Origin of the sequence: Pokkaliibacter sp. CJK22405, assembly GCF_046614695.1 — a bacterium.
In the GTDB taxonomy this organism is placed as follows: domain Bacteria; phylum Pseudomonadota; class Gammaproteobacteria; order Pseudomonadales; family Balneatricaceae; genus Pokkaliibacter.
Genome location: NZ_JBKKHQ010000016.1, coordinates 78,562 through 100,344, shown reverse-complemented (window position 1 = coordinate 100,344; position 21,783 = coordinate 78,562). Strand labels below are relative to the sequence as shown.

Here is a 21,783-nt window from a genome sequence, read left to right as displayed (position 1 = left end):
TACATATGAGCGAAGAAGTTGCTGCTTTACTTGAAAGTCTTATCTCAGTTAACGAAAACATTCTGGAAACGATGCTAGATATAAAACTGAGTCTTGAATCCATTCATGAGGAGCCAGATTGGTCTAAAGATCTATCTAGCAGCAAAATGCATTTAGAAAAGTTAGATAGTATCGAAAGTATTCTTCAAGATGTTGCGCTAAATATAGCCAGCTAATCTTATGAAAATAAAAAAGGCCAGCTGAAATCGCTGGCCTTTTCATACACTGCGCAAGCGTCCCGGAACGGGCGACTAGAACACTGAAATGCCGGTTAAAGTGGTAAAGCGCTCCAGCGCTTCCACACCGGCCATGGAGTTACCGTGGGAATCCAGCGCCGGGCTCCAGACTGCGATGCTCATCAGGTTCGGGATAACCGCCAGAATACCGCCGCCAACACCACTCTTGCCTGGCAACCCCACGCGGAAGGCGAAGTCCCCTGCCGCATCGTAAGTGCCGCACGTCAGCATCAGCGCGTTGATTTCCTTGGCCTGGCTACGGGTCAGGAAGCGCTCTTCAAGACGCGGGCTTTTGCCGTGACCTGCCAACACCAGACCCGCCCGGGCCAGATCCCGGCAGCTCATGGCAATAGCACAATGCTCGAAATAGGTACGCAGCACGCGGTCGACATTACTGCGGATATTGCCGCAGCTGGCCATAAAGTGAGTCAGCGCTGCATTACGGTGCCGGTGCTCCCACTCGGAGTCCGCCACTTCTCGATCAATCCCGATATGCGGGTTGCCGGTCGCGGCACGCAGCCAGTCCAGCAGTTCGGTAGTCGGGTCAGCACTTGAGCCTAACAGCCAATCAGTAACGACCAGTGCACCGGCATTAATAAAGGGGTTGCGGGGAATACCGTTCTCGTACTCCAGCTGTACCAGAGAGTTGAACGGGTTACCGGAAGGCTCGATGCCCACCCGGTGCCAGACCTGATCGCCCAGATGATGCAGCGCCAGTGCCAGACTGAAGACTTTGGAGACGCTCTGGATCGAGAAGGACTCGTCAGCGTCACCCATCACATATTCACGACCATCGAGCAGGGAGATCGCAATGCCGAACTTCTCTGCCGGCACTCGCGCCAGCGCTGGGATGTAGTCCGCCACTTTGCCCTTGCCGACAAAGGCCCGTGCCACATGGAAGATCTCTTCCAGTAATTCGGGATAATCCATGGTTATTCTCTTGGTAGTTGACAGCAAAACCTGCCTGCTTCTGTGAGCGGGTCAGGGGCGCCTATCAAACCAGATGAAGGCGCAAAAACCTAGAAAAAACCGCTAAAAAGCGCCTCAGGCGACAGAACTTGTGGCGTCCTCGTCGCGCTGGGCAAGAATGCGTGGCAGGTTAAATTCAATCCAGTCCACCAGCCCCTCCACTTGATTGGCCACTTCCAGGCCCATAGGGGTCAGGGAATACTCCACGTGGGGCGGCACCACCGGATAGGCAATGCGCTCGACAAAGCCGTCATGCTCCAGCCACTGCAGGGTTTGCGTCAGCATCCGCTCGCTCACGCCCTGAATTTTTCGTCGCAGGGCACTGAAGCGATGCGTCCCATCCAGCAACGCCACCAGCACCAGCACACCCCAGCGGCTGGTGATATGTTTTAGCACATCGCGGGACGGGCAATCCGATGCCAGTACATTGCCGGTACGTAAATGCTGGCGCAGGCCATAGGGTTCGGGTTCCTTGTCAGAGACGTTTTTGTTGCCGGGGGCCGTCGCTAACTGCGCTGCTGATGCCGGATGCTCTTCAGACAGCGGCGCTGATGAGCGCGCGGCCCTGGGGGAAAGGTCAGAAAGATTCATCGACACTTACCTTTATGTTCGTACTTACTTTTAGTTCGTGTGATCGCTAGCATAACTTTCAACCCGTTCGCTGAACAGGGATGAACTCAACGATGCCTCTGATCTTGTGGAGAATGTTATGAAAGTTGCTGTTACTGCTGCTTCCGGCCAATTAGGTGTGCTGGTTCTGGATGCCCTGCTGGCTCGCCTGCACCCAAGCGACATCATCGCTGTCGTGCGTAACCCTGCCAAACTGGCGGCCTATGCAGAAAAGGGCATTACCCTTCGTGAAGCGGATTACAACGATGAAGCCGCTCTGCAGGCCGCACTGACCGGCGCCGATCGCCTGCTGCTGATTTCCTCCAGTGAAGTGGGTCAGCGCGAAGCTCAGCACCGTCATGTCATCAATGCCGCCAAAGCCGCCGGGGTCGGGTTTGTGACCTACACCAGCCTTCTGCATGCCGACAGCTCGCCGCTGTCGCTGGCCGAAGAGCATCTGGCCACTGAAGCACTACTCAAGGACAGCGCGATCCCGCATGCCATCCTTCGCAATGGCTGGTACACCGAAAACCTGACCGGCAACCCTGGCCCGGCGCTGGAGCACGGCGTACTCATTGGAGCCAGTGGTGAAGGCCGCTTCAGCACCGCTTCCCGCAAGGATTTTGCCGAAGCAGCAGCCATCGTGCTGACCGGCGAAGGTCATACAGGCAAGATCTATGAACTGGCCGGTGATAATAGCTACACCCGTGCTGAACTGGCAGCGACCCTATCGGAACTGTCCGGTAAACCGGTCGGCTTCAAAAACATGAGCATGGAAGAATACGCCGGTGTGCTCACCGAGATTGGTCTGCCGGAAGGTTTATCCTTTGCTATCGCCGGTTGGGACGCCGCCGCTGCCAGCCAGTGTCTGGAAGATGACAGCAAAACCCTCAGCATGCTGCTGGGTCGCCCGACCACGCCCTATGCGGAAAGCGTCAAGGCAGCATTAGCGGCGCTGTAAGCTAAAAGCGCGAAACGAGTAAAGGAGGCCTGATGCCTCCTTTTTTCATATCCCGATGGCAGGATTCCCGATCAGCCTTCCAGCCACATGGGCACAATCGAGGCCGCCAGCAACAGGCCAAGCAGCGCATTCAGCACATGCCACTGGGTATCAGTGGTCAATAACTTCGCCAACACCAGCCCACCCAGACACCAGATAGACAGGGACAATAGCGCCGCCAGCCCGAAAGAGCTGCCGAGCAGTACCGCCAGGGTGCCCTGCCCTGCCGCCAGAGAAGCAAAGGAGGCCGCTGCCCCGAGAGTCATCGCCCAGCCTTTGGGATTGTACCAGACCAGCAGGACCGCACCGATAAACCGTGTCGGCCGGGCAATGCTGGCACCCAGTCGAGGCGGGCCGCTGCGGGCGGTTTTCAGCGCCAGCCAGAGTAAATACACAGAGCCGATCAGCTTCATCGCCAGCTGCAGGGAAGGAAAGGCCAGCAGGAAACTGCTCAGACCCAACGCGGCAAAGGCCGCCATCGACGCCAGCCCCAGCGCGATGCCACTGATCAGCGGCAGTGAACGCCGGTAGCCAAAATGCGCCCCGGAAGCGGTCGCCACCGTGGTTGCACCACCCGGTGACATCGTCGATACCAGCACAAAGAGTGCCAGCGGTAATGTCTCTGAAATCAGCATAAGGCCCTCACTTCTCAGCGCCATGTGTTCTACCTGAGAGTGAATGCTAGCGAGCGCCAATACATTAGAGAAACGAATGTTGTGCATGCCATGCATTATCAACCATAATGCCACCATGAGCAGAAACCTTGATATCGCCTTATTGCGCACCTTTGTCTTTGTTGCCGACCACGGCAGCATGACGGCGGCGGGCAATACCCTGCACCTGACCCAAAGCGCCGTCAGTCAGCAGATTGCCCGACTGGAAGAACAGACCGGCGATCTGTTCATTCGGGAGAAGCGAACTTTGCGCCTGACGCCTAATGGCGAGCGGCTACTGGGCAAAGCACGTCGTTTGGTGCGACTGAATGATGAGCTGTGGGCGGACATCAGTGAGGACAGCATGTCCGGCGTCATCCGCCTTGGCGCACCCTATGATCTGGTGGGCACCTGGCTCACCCCCATCCTTAAACACTTTACCCATGCCCATCCGCAGGTTGATGTCGAACTGGTCTGTCTGGCCTCACCGGAACTGCGCCAGGCCATCGAGGAAGGCAGGCTTGATCTGGCGCTGGTCGAGGAACCGGTCGGTCAGGGTTCGGGTGAATGCCTGACTATCGACAAGCTGGTGTGGGTCGGCGCGCGCGGCGGCGTGGCTCAGCTTAAGAGCCCGCTACCCGTCTCGATGGTGGCAGAAACCTGTGCCTTTCGACCGCTGGTATTGGCCGCACTGGAACAAGGCCAGCGCACCTGGCGCACCCTGTTTGAAAGCGGCAGCATTGATGCCACCCGCGCGACCGTCGCGGCGGATCTTGCGGTGACGGCCTGGCTCGTCTCCACCGTGCCGGAACATCTGGATATTCTCCCGGCGGGTGAGCATTTGCCCGAGCTGCCGTCCGTCGCCATCAACCTCTACCTTGCCAAAAGCCAGCAATCGCGGGCGATAGAAGCACTGGCGCAGATGATTCGCAGCGCCACCCAGTTGCAGACACTGGCGAGCTGACTCATTTTCCCTGGCATCGACCAAAGAAAAACCCGGGGATCACTCCTCCGGGTTATTGGTGACGCCACGTAGCTTTATCCTGGTCTTGAGCCCAGTCAGGTTGGCGTAAAACGGACTCGCCCTTTTCGGCTTACTTTCTCAGTTTATAGGCAACGATATAGTCCCCGGTGGTGGTGCCAATGGAGCCATGTCCACCGGCCACCAGTACCACCATTTGCTCGCCTTTCGAGTTCAGGTAAGTCATTGGCGTTGCCTGCCCACCGGCGGGCAATCGTGCTTCCCACAACTGTTTGCCCGTGGTCAGGTCATAACCGCGCAGGTAGTCATCCACCGAGGCCGCCAGAAAAGCCACGCCACCGGCGGTAATCACCGGCCCGCCAATACCGGGCACACCCATCTTCACAGGCAGTGGCAAAGGCGTCATATCCTCGATGGTGCCGTTCTTGTGTTTCCAGGCAATCTTGCCGGTCCGCAGATCGGCACCGGCAACATAACCCCAGGGCGGCTGCTGACAAGGCACTCCCACGGGGGAGAGGAACGGCGTGAATTTCACCGCGAACTTCGCTCCTTCATTGGAATTAAGACCATGCTCACCGGTGTTCGCCGTTGGGTCATCTGCCATCTCGGGCGTTTTTGGTACCAGCGTCGAGATAAAGGCCAGATATGTCGGCATGCCGAACATCACCTGACGCTTGGGATCGACGGCAATGCTGCCCCAGTTGAAGACGCCAAAGTTACCCGGATAGACGATGGTGCCCTGCTCGCTCGGTGGCGTATAGCGGCCTTCATAACGCAACGAGCGGAACTTGATGCGACACATCATCTGGTCAATGGGTGTGGCGCCCCACATGTCCGCTTCGGTCAGAGGTTTGGGCTTGAAGCTCAGGGCCGAGGTCGGCTGAGTCGGTGCCGTGAAGTCGCCGGGCACCTGTGCGCCCTGAGGCGTAGGCTCTTCGGTGACAGGCAAAATGGCATCGCCGGTTTCACGGTTCAGCACATAAACATCACCCTGTTTGGTCGGGACGACCAAGGCCGGCTGTACGCCTTCTTTGGTTTTAAGATCCACCAGCGAAGGTTGTGCCGGGGTATCCATGTCCCACAGGTCGTGATGCACAAACTGGTGAACCCAGACGGCTTTGCCGGTTTCAAGGCTCAGCGCCACCACAGACGTGGCGTATTTTTCCTCCGCCGGTGAGCGATAGGTCCCGAGCTGATCAGGCGTGCGATTCCCCATCGGGAAGTAGGCAAGACCCAGACTTTCATCGGCGCTCGCGGTGGACCAGCTGTTCGGGGAGCTGGTGGTATAGCTTTGATCCGGGCCGATTGGCGCAGTCTCATCCGGGTTGCCCGAATCCCAGTTCCAGACCAGTTCGCCCGTGCGCGCATCAAAGCCACGGATCACACCCGAAGGTGAGTTCACATCGTAGTTATCATTAACGGAGCCTGCGACGATCACCTTGCCGCCCGCGACTAAAGGCGCTGAGGTCGAGTAGTAATAGCCACTTTGCTTGAAAGGCATGCCCTGCATCAGATCGACCACGCCATCCTCACCAAAGTTGCTGCAGCGAGCACCTGTGGTGGGGTCGATAGCAATAAGGCGAGCATCGGAGGTTGGCAGGAAAAGCTCGGCATCACATTGCGTTGCCGCCAGGGTATCGGTGGTTTTTTCCTGAGTTGCGGCCGTCGCCGTGGGCACCGCCACACCGGCCTGCGGTGGCAAATAAGACACGCCACGGCAGGTCTGGTGCTGACGCTGGCTTTCCGGTGGCACCTTGGCATCGTAGATCCAGCGCTTCATGCCGGTGTCCGCATCCAGCGCCACCAGCCAGTTATGCGGCGTGCAGAGATAGAGGGTATTGCCCACTTTCAGCGGTGTTGCCTCATAAGTGGTTTCGGTCACATCTTTCGGGCCTTTGACATCGCCCGTCTGGGTTTGCCAGGCCAGATCCAGCGTGCCGATATTCTCCGGCGTGATCTGATCCAGCGGAGAGTAGCGCTGCCCCATGTTGCTGCGGCCATAGGCCAGCCACTGATCCTCCGGCACATTTCCCATCTCAGGCGCACTGGCGACCGTGTCCGTTGGCAACTCACCGTCGATGCGGTGCTGATCCGCCGTCAGGCTCGCCAGAGTCACCACCACACTGACCAGCCAGGCCAGGCAATATACCTTGTGACCGCTGGGGTAGCGCCGTGCGGCAAAAAGAAGCGGAATACCGAGCACCAGAAACAGGCCCATGCGCGTGGCCAGCGGCCACCAGTCAAAGCCGGACTCCCACAGCGCCCAGCCGAGCGTGGCCAACAGGAAAGCTGCATAAATCCAGCGGGCACTGCCACGTCGGCGGGTGGTAAAGACACCCACGCCGATCAGCACGGCTCCCGCAATGGCGTAATACCAGCTGCCGCCTGAGAAGATAAGCCAGAGTCCGCCGCCCAGCAGGGCGACCCCCAGCAGGACAAAAAGGATTGCCAGAACAATCATGACGTCTAATCCCTTAGTTGATTGTTGGTGTAGGGTTCTTGGTCAATGTCATTGAGATAAGTAATGCACGTCTGCTGATGCTGAAGTAGCACTTCCCCGAGATCGCCACGGTGAAATGCCCGGTCATGCATCTGCACAAACAGTGCAGTAACAAGAGCTTCTTGGTTACTTTTTCGACAAATGACAACCCTCGTATCAGGCTGAATCATTCCGATGACATTGCCGCCTTGTGATTCCGATAAAGCCTGACGCGCCAACGGACACTCATGAGTCGTCCAATCAAAGGCGACAACCGGGCAACTTTCCGTCAAATGGGGGAACTTCTGTGCCCTTTTCGGCCACACTACTACCTGAAGTAAACTACGCAGGGAGCGTGTATTACACGCCCTTGCCAGGAACGCGCGTCAGTGAGACCGCGTTGAGACCGCCTCCGGCAGGCAACAGCCCCGGAGCATAACGACAAGAATCTTCAGGAGTGTCGCCATGCATATCCCCGGCGTGGGTGGGAATTCGGGTTACTACAACACACAGCAGACCCAGCACCAGAACACTCAACCGAACCCTGCCAACGGCACCGGCAGCACTCCTCAGGCGGATCATCTGGCGCAAAAGATGGAAAGCCTGCGCCAGCAGCTGAATGTAGGCAGCATTGACAGCAACACCCTGCTGCAGGAGTTGCAGCGCCATTCCCGCCATGACCGCACCCTTGAGCAGGACGGTCTGAACATGCGCTCCTACAGTGACCGTCGCCGTATCGAACTTGAAGCCATTCCCGGTGGCGAGCACGTCGCCGCTCAGTACGGCCTCAGTGTGTCCCGCTCCAAGGACATGAACTCCCCGGCGCTGCACCACCTGCGCGCCAACACCGGCAGCGATGGCATTTACCAGACTGGCGACAGCGGCAATTTGCCGGAAAAAGTCAGTGCCGAGCTGTTTCGGCGCAAGTTTGGTACCCAGGGCAATCTGGCCTATGTGCATGTGAACTCACCGCACAGCGCCCGTTCGATTCTGAATCTTTATCAGGGCACGCCGCACATGGCGGGGCTGACGACCGAGCAGTTCATGCAGTCAGAGCGTTTCCAGAAACTGGGGGAAAATGTCTACACCCTGATTATGGACAAGACGCCCAAGGGCCAGACCAATCTGCTCGAAGCCATGCCGCGCACCCTGACGGATGAGGGCGCGCGTCCGACCATGTACGACATGATGGCGGAGTTCAAAGGCGCAGTGCGGCCTCGCCAGCAGGACCCGAGCATTAACAATCAGGCGCTGATTCATCAGCTGCGTGGCACACCGGGCAACTCGGTTAGCCAACGCCTGCGTGAAATTCCTAACCAGCACAGCACCGGTCCCCTCGCTCATACAGCAGCAGAACTGATCGACAATCTGGTCACCATGCTGGATGCCCGGGGCAGTGGTCAGCAGCTGCGTCATGATGTGCTGCTCGCCAATGGCCTGCAGGCGCTGACGGATGTTGCCGATTCATTGCCATCACTGGCGAAGGACGGCACCGCCATCTTTGCCACTGGCTACCATGCGCTCCTCGAGGAGCTGCAGGTCTGCCTCTCTGCCGCGCGCCCCTATGATGTGAATGATTTCCGCCAGGCCGCCTCCCCTCTGGTTGCGCCGGACCAGTTGCCGCCTAGCGTACCGACGCCGGAAGTGCATCTGATGAGCAGCGGCACCAGCGCCCTGACCACGGCACTTCGTGCAGCCAGACACCTGACCGGCAGCAATCAGATCGAATATCTGGCCGCTCCCGGCTATAACGACACACCGATCTACCCGGATCTTGAAAAGCATCTGCAGAAGAACTTTCAGGTTTCCGGTAACGCTCCCATCATTGTCGCTTCGCTGGGCGATGACAGCAGCCCGCGCCTGGGCTCAAGCAAGGGCTGGGATGGCAATGCCGTCATTGCCGGGATGCGTGAGCGGTTTAAGGCCCATAACGGCACACCACTGACCCTCGTACTGGATGCCACCATGGAAAACCGGGGCGATATGGACAAGGTGGTGGGCAGCTTTGGGCGGGAGATCGCCGCGGGCCAGCTGCGTATTCTGTCCTGTACCAGCTACCAGAAGCAGACCGGACTGGGTAACCCCAAAGCCACAGGCGGTGGTATTGGCCTGATCTCGGTGAATGACAAACCCGCGCGGCAGATTCGCGCCTCACTGGCCAATATCGAGCAGGGCCTGAACCGCCTCGGCGGTAACGATACCCAATTGCTCACCCACATGCTGATCAGTCGCGAACGTGCGTTTGATATCAAAGAGCGCGCAGTCGCCACCGCGCAGACAGCACAGCAGATGCTTTTCTCCGGCACCGGTGTGCTGGGTAAGTTCGCCCACCATCAGCCGAATTCCTCCATCGCCAGCTTCACCAAGGACAATAGCCAGTACACTTTCTTTACTGACTCCATGAAGCAAGGTGCCAAACGTGGCCTGCAGGTGAAATGCCCGATTGATGGCGTCTTTGGCCTCTGCCCTCAGCATGTCGAAATGCGCGAAGGCTCGGGCTACACCCAGACGACCGCCAGCCTCAAGGGTGACCAGATTCGTCTGGCCTTTGGCCAGGAAAGCCCGGCCGAACTGACCGAAGCCCTGCAGCTGGTGTCGATTCTGCAAAGCGGCAAGATGAACCAGTGGAATGCCGAAAGCATCGTGCATATGGCCACCACCTTGCTGGATATTCCCAAACCCGACTTCAGCACCCAGGCCGACAAGGATCATCGCCTGGGTAATGCGCTGGCACAAAAGCTGATCGATATTGATCGTGAAGCGAATCCTCTGCCGCCCAAGGCGCAGATTCAGAACAGTGCTGAGCTTCGCCAGCGCGAGCTGGCCAATGCCAATGACTTTCGCATTCACTCCATTGTGTCCGGGGTGATGGGCCTGGGCATCTCAACCTATCTGGCGAATCATCAGGCCAACAAGATGCCGCTGGCCAACCCCCACACGGCCATGCAAGGCACCAATCGTCGCGAGCTGGATTACCTGCTTTACGGACTGGTGCACTCCGGCATGCCCCATGTCTCCATGAATTCGAAACTCGCCATCATGGATGTACAGGCCACCGTCTGCGCTGATGATATGAAATCCCATGATCCGGCCATCCGCCGTCAGGGGCTGGAAACCCTGGCCGATGCAGGTGCCAGACTGCAGCTCAGCTCCAATCCGGAGTACTTCTTCAACATTCCGGAGCCCGTCTTTAATGAGGCGGACGACGAGATGAAGCAGCATCTGGTGCAAAGCATGCTCGGTCATATGGAAGCCCACTCCCAGTTACTGGTCGCTGAGCGCCTGTATCTACAGGGCCAGCATGTGAAGCTGCAAAGCGTGTTGCGCGGTATTGAAGCCAACGCAGCCCAAGGGCCACTGCTTGGAGACAGCACCTACAGCAACCGGGATCAGCAGCTGGCGTCTAACTCCCGCCTTCAGTTACAGGTCGCCCGCTTCTTTAATAAGTTGGGCTGATGCCGCTTTGATAGCACGCCAATCCACTGCGGCATCTCCAGTGCCAGTCGGTGCAATACCGGCTGGTCAGGGCTTTTCGTCAGGCGCACCGGTGAGGCTGTGTTAGACTTCTTAATCCGTACTTAAGTATGTCAAAACTCTGTAAGAATGGCGCCAAGCCACGACTGGCGGGAGCAAAGCTGTTACAGCGCATATCCGGACAGTACGTATTTTGATGGGTGTTTTTGGATTTGAGAGGGGCAATGAAAAAACACAGCCTGTTCAGTGTGCTAACGCTGATGCTGCTCATCCTGAGCCTGACCAGCCACGCCGATGTGATCGGTAAGGATAACCGGGTCAGCGCGGACTCACTGCGCGAGGACTTCGCCACCAAAACCGGCCTGATTCATTACAGTACCGGCACCCCCGGCAAAAACCCCGTCACCATTACTGTCTGTACCGGCGCCATGATTGGCGCGGGGTTTATCCTTACCGCCGCCCACTGCGCCTTTGACAAATACGGCAACCCCATTCGTAACGCCATGTTCAGCCCCGGCGCCAAAGACCCTTACCACCTGCCTTATGGCTCGTTCCCGATTAAGTATTCCTACGTCCCCCAGGATTACGATTACGACTACAAATCCACCTCGATGAGTATTGCCTCCGACATTGCCATCATGGCGATTGGGCAGGATCAGAGTGAGCAGGACGCCAACCGCCTGGTCGGCACCTTCTCTTACTGGGGCCGTAAATACCCGGAGAATGAGGTGCCAATCACCACCATCGGTTATCCCTCTGACAAGAAGAATGCGCTTTTTTATGAGACAGGCTGCAAGGTCATCAAACAGTACGACAACCTGCTCAGGCTCAACTGTGATGTCGCCAAGGGCCAGAGCGGCGGGCCGCTGATTCGCTACTCAGCTGAGTATGACCGCAACTATATCTTCGGGGTGATTTCAGGAATGTCTGCCAATGACAGCTACGGCGCCTACATCAGCGCCGAGCGACAGCAAATCATCAAGGCCATCATGAATAACCGTTACGACGACACGGCGTTTGCCGAGCACTGGTACGAGATAGAACACCCGGTGGACGAGATCAGTGTGATTGTCTCGAATACCTGCCAATCCTCGGAAGTGCTGGCCGGTATTCGCTATAAGAACCTGAATGGCAAGTGGGTAAACGAAGGCTTCTATCACATTGCGGCTGGCACTGACATGCTGATCGCCAAGACTGGCAATGGCATTTTCTACATGAGCGGCACCCGCGACAAAGGCAAGTCTTTCCTCAACCGCAAGGACACCCGTTACGACGACGTTCCTTATCAGAAGGTGCAAACCTTCGTTTACGGCCCTTACACCTTTCCCTTCGGTTGCCGCTAGCCGACACTGCCCTCGGGTGACGGCCGCAAGCGAATAAAACGGTCTATAGTGTATTACTCAGAGACCCATTATCAGCGCAGGGGGCACCATGGCAACGACGCCACTGTCAGATATGCATGACTACCTCTCCCGGGCGGAAGCCGAAGCCCGCTCACAGGGGTTAAGCGATGCTTTTCGTCAGAACTTTGCCCGCATCGCGGATTTTCTTGCTGATGAAGATGCCATCAACAGACCCTTACCCGAGACTTTTATCCCCCATCTCACCGCCCTCAGGGAAATGATGATCAGGGAAGGCGCTGTCGATGAACCGCAGATTCTGAAACGTCTGCTGGCCACCTGTAATCAATGCCTCGGCTACTGGGATGCGGGGGCCATGTACCGTCACGTACTCGACAATCTCGAACTGATTTATCAGCGCCTTTACATGAAGTCCTGAGCACGTCAGCTCATTCACAGATTGCCTCCTCAAGACGAGTCGACTTTAGGCCATAGCAGGGTTCAACACTTTGTTGCCCTGCCAGCTTGCCAAAACCAGCCACACTAAAAGCAGTGAGCCTCGTACTCAAAGCTATTCCATCCCCACAATTCCAATAACAACAGGAGCCTTCTATGCGCTGGCTGGTGAATGCGTCGGTCCGTCTGGTGGAGCGTTATCTCCCCGATCCCTTTGTACTGGTATTACTGCTGACCTTGCTGGTCATGGTGCTCGCTGTTGGCGTCGAAGGTATGGCACCGATGGCCGCCATCGAAAGCTGGGGCGGCGGCTTCTGGAAGCTGCTCACCTTCGCCATGCAGATGGCGCTGATTCTGGTACTGGGACATCTTGTCGCCTCAACACCGATTGTTCGCCGACTGCTGGCAGCGCTGGCCAAACGTCTGCCCGGACCGCGCAGTGCCATCGTTGCCGTCACGCTGGTGGCACTGGTCGCCTCCTGGCTGAACTGGGGCTTCGGGCTGGTGGTCGGCGCCTTCTTTGCCCGTGCGATTGCCCGGGAAATCGCCATCGACTACAAGCTGCTGGTGGCATCGGCCTACTCAGGCTTCCTGATCTGGCACGCAGGGATTTCCGGCTCCATTCCTCTCACGATCAACACCCCCGGCAACTTTACCGAAGCCACCATTGGGCTGATTCCCACCAGCGAAACAATCTTCGCCCCTTATAACCTCATCATCGTGGTGGCACTGCTGATCATCATGCCACTACTGAACATGCTGATGCTGGATCGCCAGTCGCCGCTGAAAAAGGTCATCAGTGAAGAGGAGAAAGTTCTGGAAGCAGGACAAGGCCCGATGCTGCACCAGCGCTGGCCACTCTACTTAACCGCGGTGCTGATGCTGGCTTATCTGGTGCCTTACTTTGTTAACGGTGGCGGGCTGAACCTGAATGTCCTCAATCTGATCTTCCTCGGTATCGCGCTCGTGCTCTTTGGCACCGCCGCCCGTTTGCTGGGCGCCCTTAGCCCGGCAGTATCGACCGCCGGTGGCATTCTGATTCAGTTTCCTTTCTACGCTGGCATCATGGCCGTCATGCAAGGCTCCGGGCTGGCGACCTCGCTGGCCGAGTTTTTTGTCCACATTGCCAATCAGGACTCACTCCCCCTGTGGAGTTTTCTCTCGGCCGGCCTGATCAACCTCTTCGTACCGAGTGGTGGCGGACAATGGGCGGTTCAGGCCCCCGTCATGCTGCCCGCAGCACAGATGCTGAATGTGGATGTTGGGCGTGTAGCCATGGCAGTGGCCTGGGGTGATGCCTGGACCAACATGCTGCAACCCTTCTGGGCATTGCCCGTACTCGCCATCGCGGGACTCGGGGCACGCGACATTATGGGCTACTGCCTGATCCAGCTGATCGTCTCCGGTATCGTTATCGGATTGGGCTTAAGCTTTCTCTGACACAGACATCATCGCACAAGATGCAAAAACCGGGGCTTGCCCGGTTTTTTGCTATCGACAACCGAGATTTCCGATAACGGCCCGAAAGGCAGAAGCAGGAATGTGAGTAGCGAAGGTAGTTAGAAGCTTTGCGATGCCGGAGCTCACTGCTTCTGCGATTTTTTCTGCCGCAGGCAACCTCGCGGGGCTACCTGCCAGCCATCAGCCAAGCCAGTGGATTGATCTGTTGAGATAGCGAACACGCAGTCTCTGCCCAGCCGCAAGCGATAGGCGGGAAACTCATCCCTTTCATAATAACCATCGGGTTGCCCGAGCAATTCTATGATCTGCGCTTGTGACATGGCGGTCAGGTCATACTGATGAGTGAGCGTGTAGATCATGGGAGCCCGGCTGGGAATGTGAGAGTGCCAGGCCTCTGGATTGAAGTTCTCGTGGACTTCGGTGGATTGCTGATTGAGAAAATAGAAGGCAACGCCAGTGCCAAAGGCGATCACGGTAATACCTGCTACCAGTTGCCTAACCATTATTCCCTTACCTACCAGCAACAAAAATGTCAGTAAGTACAACGTAGACAGGCATCCGCTGAACGGCAACTTTGTGCAGTTAAATTCAGTCCGGCGCACCGGGCCAAGACCTGAAAATGTACGCTGGCCCTATCCGCCATAGAGTATCAATCAGCGCTTTAAAAGGGTCTACTTGGGAGGGCCTCAATACAAGGCAAGGTCACAGTGAGGGTCACAGTAGCCATTTTCGGGGAAGATAATTTTTTGGGGATTTGGCTGAAAGCCGCGCCGTATAAGGCTTTGAGGTGGCGCGCCCGGAGGGATTCGAACCCCCGACCAACAGGATCGGAACCTGCTACTCTATCCAGCTGAGCTACGGGCGCAATGTCCGGCAAGATGCCTGAACGAGGCCGTATATTACTGAGGCACCGGGGTGACGTCCAGCCTCAGGCAGTGAAAAATCAATAGATTAGCTCCACACATCGGTTTTATTAGCCGTCAGCGGCATGCCCTCAACTCCAACATCCTGCAATTCCTGATAACGCTTTTCACCGCGCGCCCGATACCAGAGACACGCCACTTGATGACATTTTTGTCCTGCATCTTGGCTTTAATAAAAAAGCTCTCTACACTTTATATAAATTTAAGCTCTAAGCTTATTCCATATATTAATAAGCAGGTACATCTTATGAATTCTCCTAAGGTCACCGCCTTCTTTGATGAACCCACCTTTACTTTCAGTTATGTGGTGGAAGACCCCAACTCCTCAAGTTGCGCTATTGTCGACTCTGTTCTGGATTTCGACTATGCCGCAGGCCGCACAGACACGCGCTCTGCTGAGGAAATTCTGGCGTACATCAAAGCGCATCAACTCAAGGTTGAGTGGGTGCTGGAGACGCATGTTCACGCCGACCACCTCTCGGCAGCGCCTTATCTGCGTGACCATACTCAGGCCAAAATGGGCATTGGCGCTCATATCACGACAGTGCAGGAAACATTCGGCAAGGCCTTTAATGCCGGTACTGAGTTTGCTCGTGATGGCAGCCAGTTTGATCACCTGTTTGTGGATGGCGAAACCTTTCATATTGGCTCGCTGGAATGCCATGCCATGCACACACCGGGGCACACTCCGGCCTGTATGACCTATGTGATGGGTGATGCTGCTTTTGTCGGCGATACCCTGTTTATGCCGGACTACGGCACTGCCCGCTGTGATTTCCCCGGTGGGGATGCAGCCACCCTGTTTCAGTCCATTCATAAACTCTACGCCCTGCCGGAGGACACTCGGCTCTTCCTCTGCCATGACTACAAGGCACCGGGGCGGACTGAATACGTCCATGAAACCACCGTCAAAGCTCAGCGCGAAGGCAATATCCACGTCAAAGACAGTACTGATGAGCAAGCCTTCGTAAGCATGCGCACCGAGCGTGACAAAACCCTCAGCATGCCGCGGCTGATTCTGCCCTCAGTGCAGATCAACATGCGTGCCGGTCACTTGCCCGTTGCGGAAGACAACGGCCAGACCTACCTGAAAATCCCGATCAACCTGTTTTGATCCGTCCCTGGCATAACGAGAACACCATAAGAAATCAGGAGATGCCCATGAAAATCAGCCAGCTGACCTCTGCCCTGAGCGTGACCCCACAGTTGCAGGAAGCCGATATCCGTGACGTCGCGGCGCAGGGCTTTCGTACCCTGATCTGCAACCGTCCGGCGAAAGAGAGTGATGATCAACCGGACATGCCATCGCTGGAAAATGCCTGCCAGGCCGCCGGTCTGCAATGGGCCTATCTCCCTGTGATTTCGGGCCAGATCACGGATCAGGATATTCAGGACTTCGGCACACTGCTGGAGAACCTGCCCAAGCCCATCCTGGCGTTCTGCCGCACAGGGACGCGCAGTACGATTCTGTGGGCCATGAATGAAGCCCGGGCCGGGCGTGTTCAGTCAGCGCTGGATACTGCCTCCGCAGCAGGTTATGACCTGAGCGCCCAACAACCCCGTATGCAGGAGCTGGCGAACGCCAATGCGACCTTCACAGCTCCCGCCAGGAAACATGATGTGGTGATTATTGGCGGCGGTGCCGCGGGTCTGGCCGTGGCCAGCAGCCTGCTTAAACGCCAGGGCGATCTGGATATTGCGATCATCGAACCCCGCGATACCCATTATTACCAGCCCGGCTGGACGATGGTCGGCGGCGGTATTTTCACCCCGCAGGAAACCGGCAAACCCATGGCTGATGTCATGCCAGAACAGTCGACCTGGTATCGCAGCGAAGTGAGCGGCATGATGCCCGACCAGCAGAGCGTGATGCTCAAGGATGGCACTGTCCTCGCTTACCGCACGCTGGTCGTGGCAGCGGGCCTAAGCCTGAACTGGGAAGGCATCCAGGGTTTAAAGGAAACCCTCGGTCAGCACGGTGTGACCTCCAATTATCACTACGACACCGCGCCCTACACCTGGGAGCTGGTGCAGAAAACCCGCAAGGGCAAAGCCCTCTTTACTCAGCCTCCCATGCCGATCAAATGTGCCGGCGCGCCGCAGAAAGCCATGTATCTGTCCTGTGATCACTGGTTGAAAAGTGGTGTCCTGCCCGATGTGGAAGTGGAATTCTGCACCGCTGGTGGCGCGCTGTTTGGTGTAGCGGCCTATGTTCCCGCCCTGATGGAGTACATCGAAAAGTACGGGATCGGCCTTAACTTTATGCACAATCTGGTGGAAGTCGACGGCCCCAATAAGACAGCAGTGTTCTCTGTCACCGATAAAGAAGGCACAGTGACGCAGGTCGAGAAAAGCTTCGACATGCTGCATGTCTGCCCGCCGCAACGCGCTCCTGAGTTTATCCGAGGCAGCAGCCTTGCCGATGCTGCAGGCTGGCTGGATGTGGACCCGCAAACCCTGCGCCATAAAACCTACGGCAATGTCTTCGCCCTCGGCGATTGTGCCAACTCCCCGAATGCCAAAACCGCCGCAGCTGTCCGCCAGCAAGCCCCGGTGGTGGCGGAAAACGTCCTGCTGTCACTGAGCGGTCGTCAGCCCCAGGCAGCCTATGACGGTTATGGCTCCTGCCCATTGACGGTCGAGCGCGGCAAGATTGTTCTGGCAGAGTTTGGTTATGGCGGCAAATTGCTCCCCACTTTCCCCACCTGGTTGCTGGAAGGTAAACGCCCAAGCCGCTTGTCGTGGATGCTCAAAGCCAACATGCTGCCCTGGCTTTACTGGAATGCCATGCTGAAGGGCCGTGAATGGCTGGCCGCACCGGACTACCTGAGCACTACCGAGTTGAAGGAAAAGGCAGAGCAAGCCTGCGACTTCACCGGCAATAGCTCTGCCAAGAAGCCCTGAGAGCAGGAGTCGCGGCCATGCTGAAGCGCTATCTTCCGATTCTGACCTGGATTGGCGAGTACAACCGCCATATTCTCGGCGCCGATCTGGTGGCGGCGGTGATCGTCACCATCATGCTGATCCCGCAATCGCTGGCCTACGCCTTGCTGGCCGGGCTCCCCGCTCAGGTGGGTCTGTACGCCAGTATTCTGCCGCTGGTGGCCTATGCGATTTTTGGCACCAGCCGCACCCTTTCGGTAGGCCCGGTTGCCGTGGTCTCCCTGATGACAGCGGCGGCAGCCAGCCAGATCGCCAGTCCCGGCAGTGACGCTTACGTGGAAACCACCATTCTGCTGGCGTTAATGTCCGGCGCAGTGCTGATTGCCATGGGCATCCTGCGTTTGGGCATGATTGCCAACTTTCTCAGCCATCCGGTGATTTCCGGCTTTGTCACGGCCTCAGGCCTGATCATCGCCGCCAGTCAGCTCAAGCATATTCTGGGGATTCAGGCTCACGGCGATGATTTGCTGACGCTGCTCTCCAGCCTGGCAAGCCATATTGCTGACATTCACTGGCCGACGCTCTTTATAGGCAGCTTTGCCCTGATCTTCCTGTTCTGGAGCCGCTCCTTTCTGAAACCCTTGCTGCTGGAAACAAAACTGTCGGCTCGCAGCGCCGATCTGTTATCCAAAACCAGCCCGGTGGTCGTGGTGGCGCTGACAACGGCGGTGACCTGGCTTGGCGGCCTGGACTCCGCAGGCGTCAGGATTGTCGGCGCGATAGATGCAGGCTTGCCGGCACTGCAGATTCCCAGTCTTCCCGGTGAAGCCTGGCGTGAACTGCTGATGTCTGCGGTGTTGATCAGCATCGTTGGCTTTGTTGAATCGGTTTCCATGGCGCAGACCCTGGCCTCCAAACGCCGTCAACGTATCTCGCCTGATCAGGAGTTGATCGGCCTGGGCGCCGCCAACGTGACCTCTTCCTTTTCCGGGGGGTTCCCGGTGACGGGCGGCTTCTCCCGCTCCGTCGTTAACTATGATGCAGGCGCCCAGACGCCAGCCGCCGGCGCCTTCACCGCGGTCGGCATCGCCATAGCGGCGCTGCTGCTGACCCCGCTTATTTACTTTCTGCCCAAGGCAACACTGGCCGCTACCATTATTGTGGCCGTGCTGGGGCTCGTCGACTTTCAAGCGTTGAAGCGCACCTGGGACTATAGCCGCAGCGACTTTGCCGCCATGTCTGCCACCTTGGTACTGACGCTGGTCGACGGTGTGGAAACCGGCATTATGGCGGGTGTTGGACTCTCCGTGCTGCTTTACCTCTACCGGACTTCGCGTCCCCACAGTGCCGTCGTCGGCCGCCTGCCTGGCACCGAACACTTTCGCAATGTCGAGCGTTTTCAGGTGGAAACCGATCCGGCCGTCCTGACCTTGCGGGTCGATGAAAGCCTGTACTTTGCCAATGCCCGCTATCTGGAAGACCGCATTTATGAGCTGGTCGCCCAGCAGCCCAAACTCAGGCATCTGGTCTTAATGTGTCCGGCGGTTAACCTGATTGATGCCTCAGCGCTGGAGAGCCTCGAAGCGATCAATCAACGCCTTTCCGACAGCGGTGTGCAGCTGCACTTGTCGGAGGTCAAAGGCCCGGTGATGGATATGCTCAAGCGTACCCATTTCCTGCAGGATCTGACCGGCAAGGTCTTCCTTAGCCAATACGAGGCCTGGAAGCAGTTACACGGTGAAGCCGCCTGCCACGTCAGCACACCGCGGATAACCACTGTGCCCTAGCCCCCGCGACGATCAGTCATCACCTGCACTCACAACACACCGCGATCAGCGCTCTGGCTTATCGCGGTTTTTTATGTCCGACAAGGAGTTATGTGCACGGGCTTTCTGATAGTCTTAGTCAATGACTCTGATAAGTTGGCTTCATTAGGCGCCGCTGTCGCAGACCAATACACTTAGCAACTTTCCGTCTTGCTATTGAATTTCTGCGTCAGCGTCACCATTGCATGGCCAACGCGTATTTGAAGTGAAAGGTGCACTATGAGCGAAACCAAACACGCCCGTCTGCTGATCCTGGGTTCCGGCCCTGCGGGTTATACTGCCGCTGTCTATGCAGCGCGCGCCAACCTGAATCCGGTACTGATCACCGGTATGCAAATGGGCGGTCAGCTGACCACCACGACCGAAGTCGATAACTGGCCCGGTGATGTCGAAGGTCTGCAAGGCCCTGCACTGATGGAGCGCATGCGCGAGCACGCTGAACGCTTCAATACCGAAATTCTGTTTGATCACATCCACACCACAGACCTGTCTTCCCGCCCTTACCGTCTGATCGGTGACAGTGCGACCTATACCTGTGATGCGCTGATCATCTGTACTGGCGCCAGCGCCCGTTACCTTGGCCTCGACAGCGAAGAAGCCTTCAAGGGTAAAGGTGTTTCTGCCTGCGCCACTTGCGATGGTTTCTTCTACCGTAACAAGAAAGTCGCGGTCATCGGTGGTGGTAATACCGCCGTTGAAGAGGCGCTGTATCTATCCAACATCGCAGCAGAAGTGACCGTGGTGCATCGCCGTGACAGCTTCCGCTCCGAAAAAATTCTGTCCGACAAACTGCTCGACAAAGCGGCTAACGGTAACGTCAAGCTGGAGTGGAACCACACTCTGGAAGAAGTGCTGGGCGATGACATGGGCGTGACGGGTATGCGCATCAAGGATGTCGACAGTGGCGAAATCAAAGAGCTGGATGTCGACGGCGTCTTTATCGCCATCGGCCATACGCCCAACACTGGCATCTTCGAAGGCCAGCTGGACATGAGCAATGGCTACATCAAGGTCAAAGGCGGCCTTGAAGGCATGGCGACCGCCACCAGCAAGCCCGGCGTTTTTGCCGCAGGTGATGTGATGGATCAGGTGTACCGCCAGGCCATTACCTCTGCAGGTGCTGGCTGCATGGCCGCACTGGATGCAGAGCGTTTCCTCGAAAACGCGGAATAATCCTTATCGAAAGGCTCGTCATTGACGGGCCTTTCCTGTTTCACCCCAAGGCATCCGTGAGGTGCTGTCGCTCTCGGCCATGAAAAGCCCGGATCGCAGTGCTAAGATGCTGGGGTTGCAATAACAACGACACTCATCAGAGTGCGACTGTTTTCGGTAACCGCCTCCGGCAGTTATCGACAATAAAAGAACCAACCCTGATTGCACTGATAGGAGAACACCATGAGCTTTGAACTGCCCGCTCTGCCGTACGCGATGGACGCGCTTGAGCCACACATCTCCAAGGAAACCCTGGAATATCACTACGGCAAGCACCATCAGACCTACGTAACCAACCTGAACAACCTGGTTGCCGGTACTGATAACGCCAGCAAGTCTCTGGAAGAAATTATTCGTTCTTCCTCTGGTGGCCTGTTCAACAACGCAGCTCAGGTATGGAACCACACTTTCTACTGGAACTGCCTGGCACCTAACGCAGGTGGCGAACCTACTGGCGCACTGGCTGATGCCATCAATGCCAAGTTCGGTTCTTTCGCTGCATTCAAAGAAGAGTTCACCAAGTGCGCGATCGGCACTTTCGGTTCTGGCTGGGCATGGCTGGTGAAAACCGCTGCTGGCGAACTGGAACTGCGCTCTACTTCCAACGCTGGCACTCCGCTGACCGAAGAAGGTGTAACGCCTCTGCTGACTTGTGACGTTTGGGAACACGCTTACTACATCGACACCCGTAACGCGCGTCCTAAGTACATGGAAAACTTCTGGGCACTGGTTAACTGGGAATTCGTTGCTGCCAACCTGGCAGGCTAATGACGACCCCTGTGTCCGAAAAAAAACCCGGCTTAGGCCGGGTTTTTTCGTGGTTGCATCCTTCCCATCCGCGTCGTCGACGCTACCTGCTGCAGCTTCTGGCTATCGAACTGGTCACCTTGCTTATCGCTTCGCAAATTCGCGTGGTGGGCCATTATGCCTCCGGAGCCTGGCACGAAGAGCTGCACTGGCTGGCCTTCTTTCTCCTAAGCATTCCGGTGCAATGGTTGCTGGGCGGTCAGCGCTGGTTGCTGGGTTTGATTCTGTGCACACTGGCGGCCATTGGCCATGAAGGGCTGGAAGTCTTTGGCCACTCTCACATCATGGAATGGTATGACGTGGGCTATAACATGCTTGGGGTGCTGAGCGGAATTTTGCTGGCCTGGCTTGGAGAGTTCTGGCTGCTGAAGCACGGTTTGCCGCCGACACCAAAGGATTACGACTAGCTATCCAGACAAGCTGAAGAGGATGAA

Annotated in this window: 18 protein-coding genes and 1 tRNA gene; 13 read left to right on the top strand and 6 right to left on the bottom strand. The window is 57.0% G+C overall.

Features of this window, described 5'->3' with window-relative positions; genetic code table 11:
• Positions 1 to 5 precede the first annotated feature (5 nt).
• Entirely contained in the window at positions 6 to 215 is a 210-nt protein-coding gene (locus tag ACKC9G_RS12395; RefSeq protein WP_411405788.1) for a hypothetical protein, read from the top strand.
• Between the two features lie 75 nt (positions 216 to 290).
• Here ACKC9G_RS12395 and ACKC9G_RS12390 read toward each other — a convergent pair whose 3' ends face one another.
• Both ACKC9G_RS12390 and ACKC9G_RS12385 read right to left on the bottom strand, forming a co-directional pair.
• Positions 291 to 1,205 (bottom strand): glutaminase, encoded by a 915-nt coding sequence (locus ACKC9G_RS12390; protein WP_411405786.1) that lies wholly within the window; start codon positions 1,203 to 1,205, stop codon positions 291 to 293.
• Positions 1,206 to 1,319: 114 nt separating this feature from the next.
• Positions 1,320 to 1,835 carry a winged helix-turn-helix transcriptional regulator gene (locus ACKC9G_RS12385; protein WP_411405784.1) on the bottom strand — a complete coding sequence of 172 codons (516 nt, stop codon included), beginning with the start codon at positions 1,833 to 1,835 and terminating at the stop codon, positions 1,320 to 1,322.
• Positions 1,836 to 1,953: 118 nt separating this feature from the next.
• Here ACKC9G_RS12385 and ACKC9G_RS12380 point away from each other — a divergent pair, with 118 nt between their 5' ends.
• Positions 1,954 to 2,814: an SDR family oxidoreductase gene (locus ACKC9G_RS12380; RefSeq protein WP_411405782.1), complete on the top strand. Its 861-nt coding sequence runs from the start codon at positions 1,954 to 1,956 to the stop codon at positions 2,812 to 2,814.
• Positions 2,815 to 2,885: 71 nt separating this feature from the next.
• On the opposite strand, the gene ACKC9G_RS12375 is transcribed toward ACKC9G_RS12380, so the two are convergent.
• On the bottom strand, positions 2,886 to 3,512 hold the full coding sequence (locus ACKC9G_RS12375; protein ID WP_411405780.1) for a LysE family translocator: 627 nt from the start codon (positions 3,510 to 3,512) through the stop codon (positions 2,886 to 2,888).
• A 61-nt stretch (positions 3,513 to 3,573) separates the two neighbouring features.
• Here ACKC9G_RS12375 and ACKC9G_RS12370 point away from each other — a divergent pair, with 61 nt between their 5' ends.
• The gene (locus tag ACKC9G_RS12370; RefSeq protein ID WP_411405778.1) at positions 3,574 to 4,470 is read left to right on the top strand and encodes a LysR substrate-binding domain-containing protein; all 897 of its coding nucleotides are present in this window, start codon (positions 3,574 to 3,576) and stop codon (positions 4,468 to 4,470) included.
• Between the two features lie 130 nt (positions 4,471 to 4,600).
• Here ACKC9G_RS12370 and ACKC9G_RS12365 read toward each other — a convergent pair whose 3' ends face one another.
• On the bottom strand, positions 4,601 to 6,949 hold the full coding sequence (locus ACKC9G_RS12365) for a glucose/quinate/shikimate family membrane-bound PQQ-dependent dehydrogenase (protein ID WP_411405776.1): 2,349 nt from the start codon (positions 6,947 to 6,949) through the stop codon (positions 4,601 to 4,603).
• A gap of 483 nt (positions 6,950 to 7,432) precedes the next feature.
• On the opposite strand from ACKC9G_RS12365, the gene ACKC9G_RS12360 reads away from it, so the two are divergent.
• From ACKC9G_RS12360 to ACKC9G_RS12345, 4 genes are all read left to right on the top strand, one after another.
• On the top strand, positions 7,433 to 10,423 hold the full coding sequence (locus tag ACKC9G_RS12360) for a hypothetical protein (protein ID WP_411405774.1): 2,991 nt from the start codon (positions 7,433 to 7,435) through the stop codon (positions 10,421 to 10,423).
• Between the two features lie 242 nt (positions 10,424 to 10,665).
• Entirely contained in the window at positions 10,666 to 11,784 is a 1,119-nt protein-coding gene (locus tag ACKC9G_RS12355; RefSeq protein WP_411405772.1) for a trypsin-like serine peptidase, read from the top strand.
• An 88-nt stretch (positions 11,785 to 11,872) separates the two neighbouring features.
• On the top strand, positions 11,873 to 12,220 hold the full coding sequence (locus ACKC9G_RS12350) for a hypothetical protein (RefSeq protein ID WP_411405770.1): 348 nt from the start codon (positions 11,873 to 11,875) through the stop codon (positions 12,218 to 12,220).
• A gap of 173 nt (positions 12,221 to 12,393) precedes the next feature.
• Positions 12,394 to 13,677 (top strand): short-chain fatty acid transporter, encoded by a 1,284-nt coding sequence (locus ACKC9G_RS12345; protein WP_411405768.1) that lies wholly within the window; start codon positions 12,394 to 12,396, stop codon positions 13,675 to 13,677.
• A 143-nt stretch (positions 13,678 to 13,820) separates the two neighbouring features.
• On the opposite strand, the gene ACKC9G_RS12340 is transcribed toward ACKC9G_RS12345, so the two are convergent.
• Together ACKC9G_RS12340 and ACKC9G_RS12335 are read right to left on the bottom strand one after the other, a co-directional pair.
• Entirely contained in the window at positions 13,821 to 14,243 is a 423-nt protein-coding gene (locus ACKC9G_RS12340) for a hypothetical protein (RefSeq protein ID WP_411405766.1), read from the bottom strand.
• Positions 14,244 to 14,486: 243 nt separating this feature from the next.
• A tRNA-Arg gene (locus tag ACKC9G_RS12335) sits at positions 14,487 to 14,563 on the bottom strand.
• Positions 14,564 to 14,868: 305 nt separating this feature from the next.
• Here ACKC9G_RS12335 and ACKC9G_RS12330 point away from each other — a divergent pair.
• The 6 genes from ACKC9G_RS12330 (at position 14,869) to ACKC9G_RS12305 (ending at position 21,756) form a co-directional block, all read left to right on the top strand.
• Positions 14,869 to 15,735 (top strand): MBL fold metallo-hydrolase, encoded by an 867-nt coding sequence (locus ACKC9G_RS12330; RefSeq protein ID WP_411405764.1) that lies wholly within the window; start codon positions 14,869 to 14,871, stop codon positions 15,733 to 15,735.
• A 47-nt stretch (positions 15,736 to 15,782) separates the two neighbouring features.
• Complete coding sequence (locus ACKC9G_RS12325; RefSeq protein WP_411405762.1) at positions 15,783 to 17,525, top strand: TIGR01244 family sulfur transferase; 1,743 nt, start codon at positions 15,783 to 15,785, stop codon at positions 17,523 to 17,525.
• 17 nt (positions 17,526 to 17,542) lie between these two features.
• On the top strand, positions 17,543 to 19,291 hold the full coding sequence (locus ACKC9G_RS12320; RefSeq protein ID WP_411405760.1) for a SulP family inorganic anion transporter: 1,749 nt from the start codon (positions 17,543 to 17,545) through the stop codon (positions 19,289 to 19,291).
• A gap of 258 nt (positions 19,292 to 19,549) precedes the next feature.
• Entirely contained in the window at positions 19,550 to 20,503 is a 954-nt protein-coding gene (trxB, locus tag ACKC9G_RS12315) for a thioredoxin-disulfide reductase (RefSeq protein ID WP_411405758.1), read from the top strand.
• Between the two features lie 222 nt (positions 20,504 to 20,725).
• Positions 20,726 to 21,310 (top strand): superoxide dismutase [Fe], encoded by a 585-nt coding sequence (gene sodB, locus ACKC9G_RS12310; RefSeq protein WP_411405756.1) that lies wholly within the window; start codon positions 20,726 to 20,728, stop codon positions 21,308 to 21,310.
• Positions 21,311 to 21,321: 11 nt separating this feature from the next.
• Complete coding sequence (locus ACKC9G_RS12305) at positions 21,322 to 21,756, top strand: hypothetical protein (protein ID WP_411405754.1); 435 nt, start codon at positions 21,322 to 21,324, stop codon at positions 21,754 to 21,756.
• Positions 21,757 to 21,783: the final 27 nt, after the last annotated feature.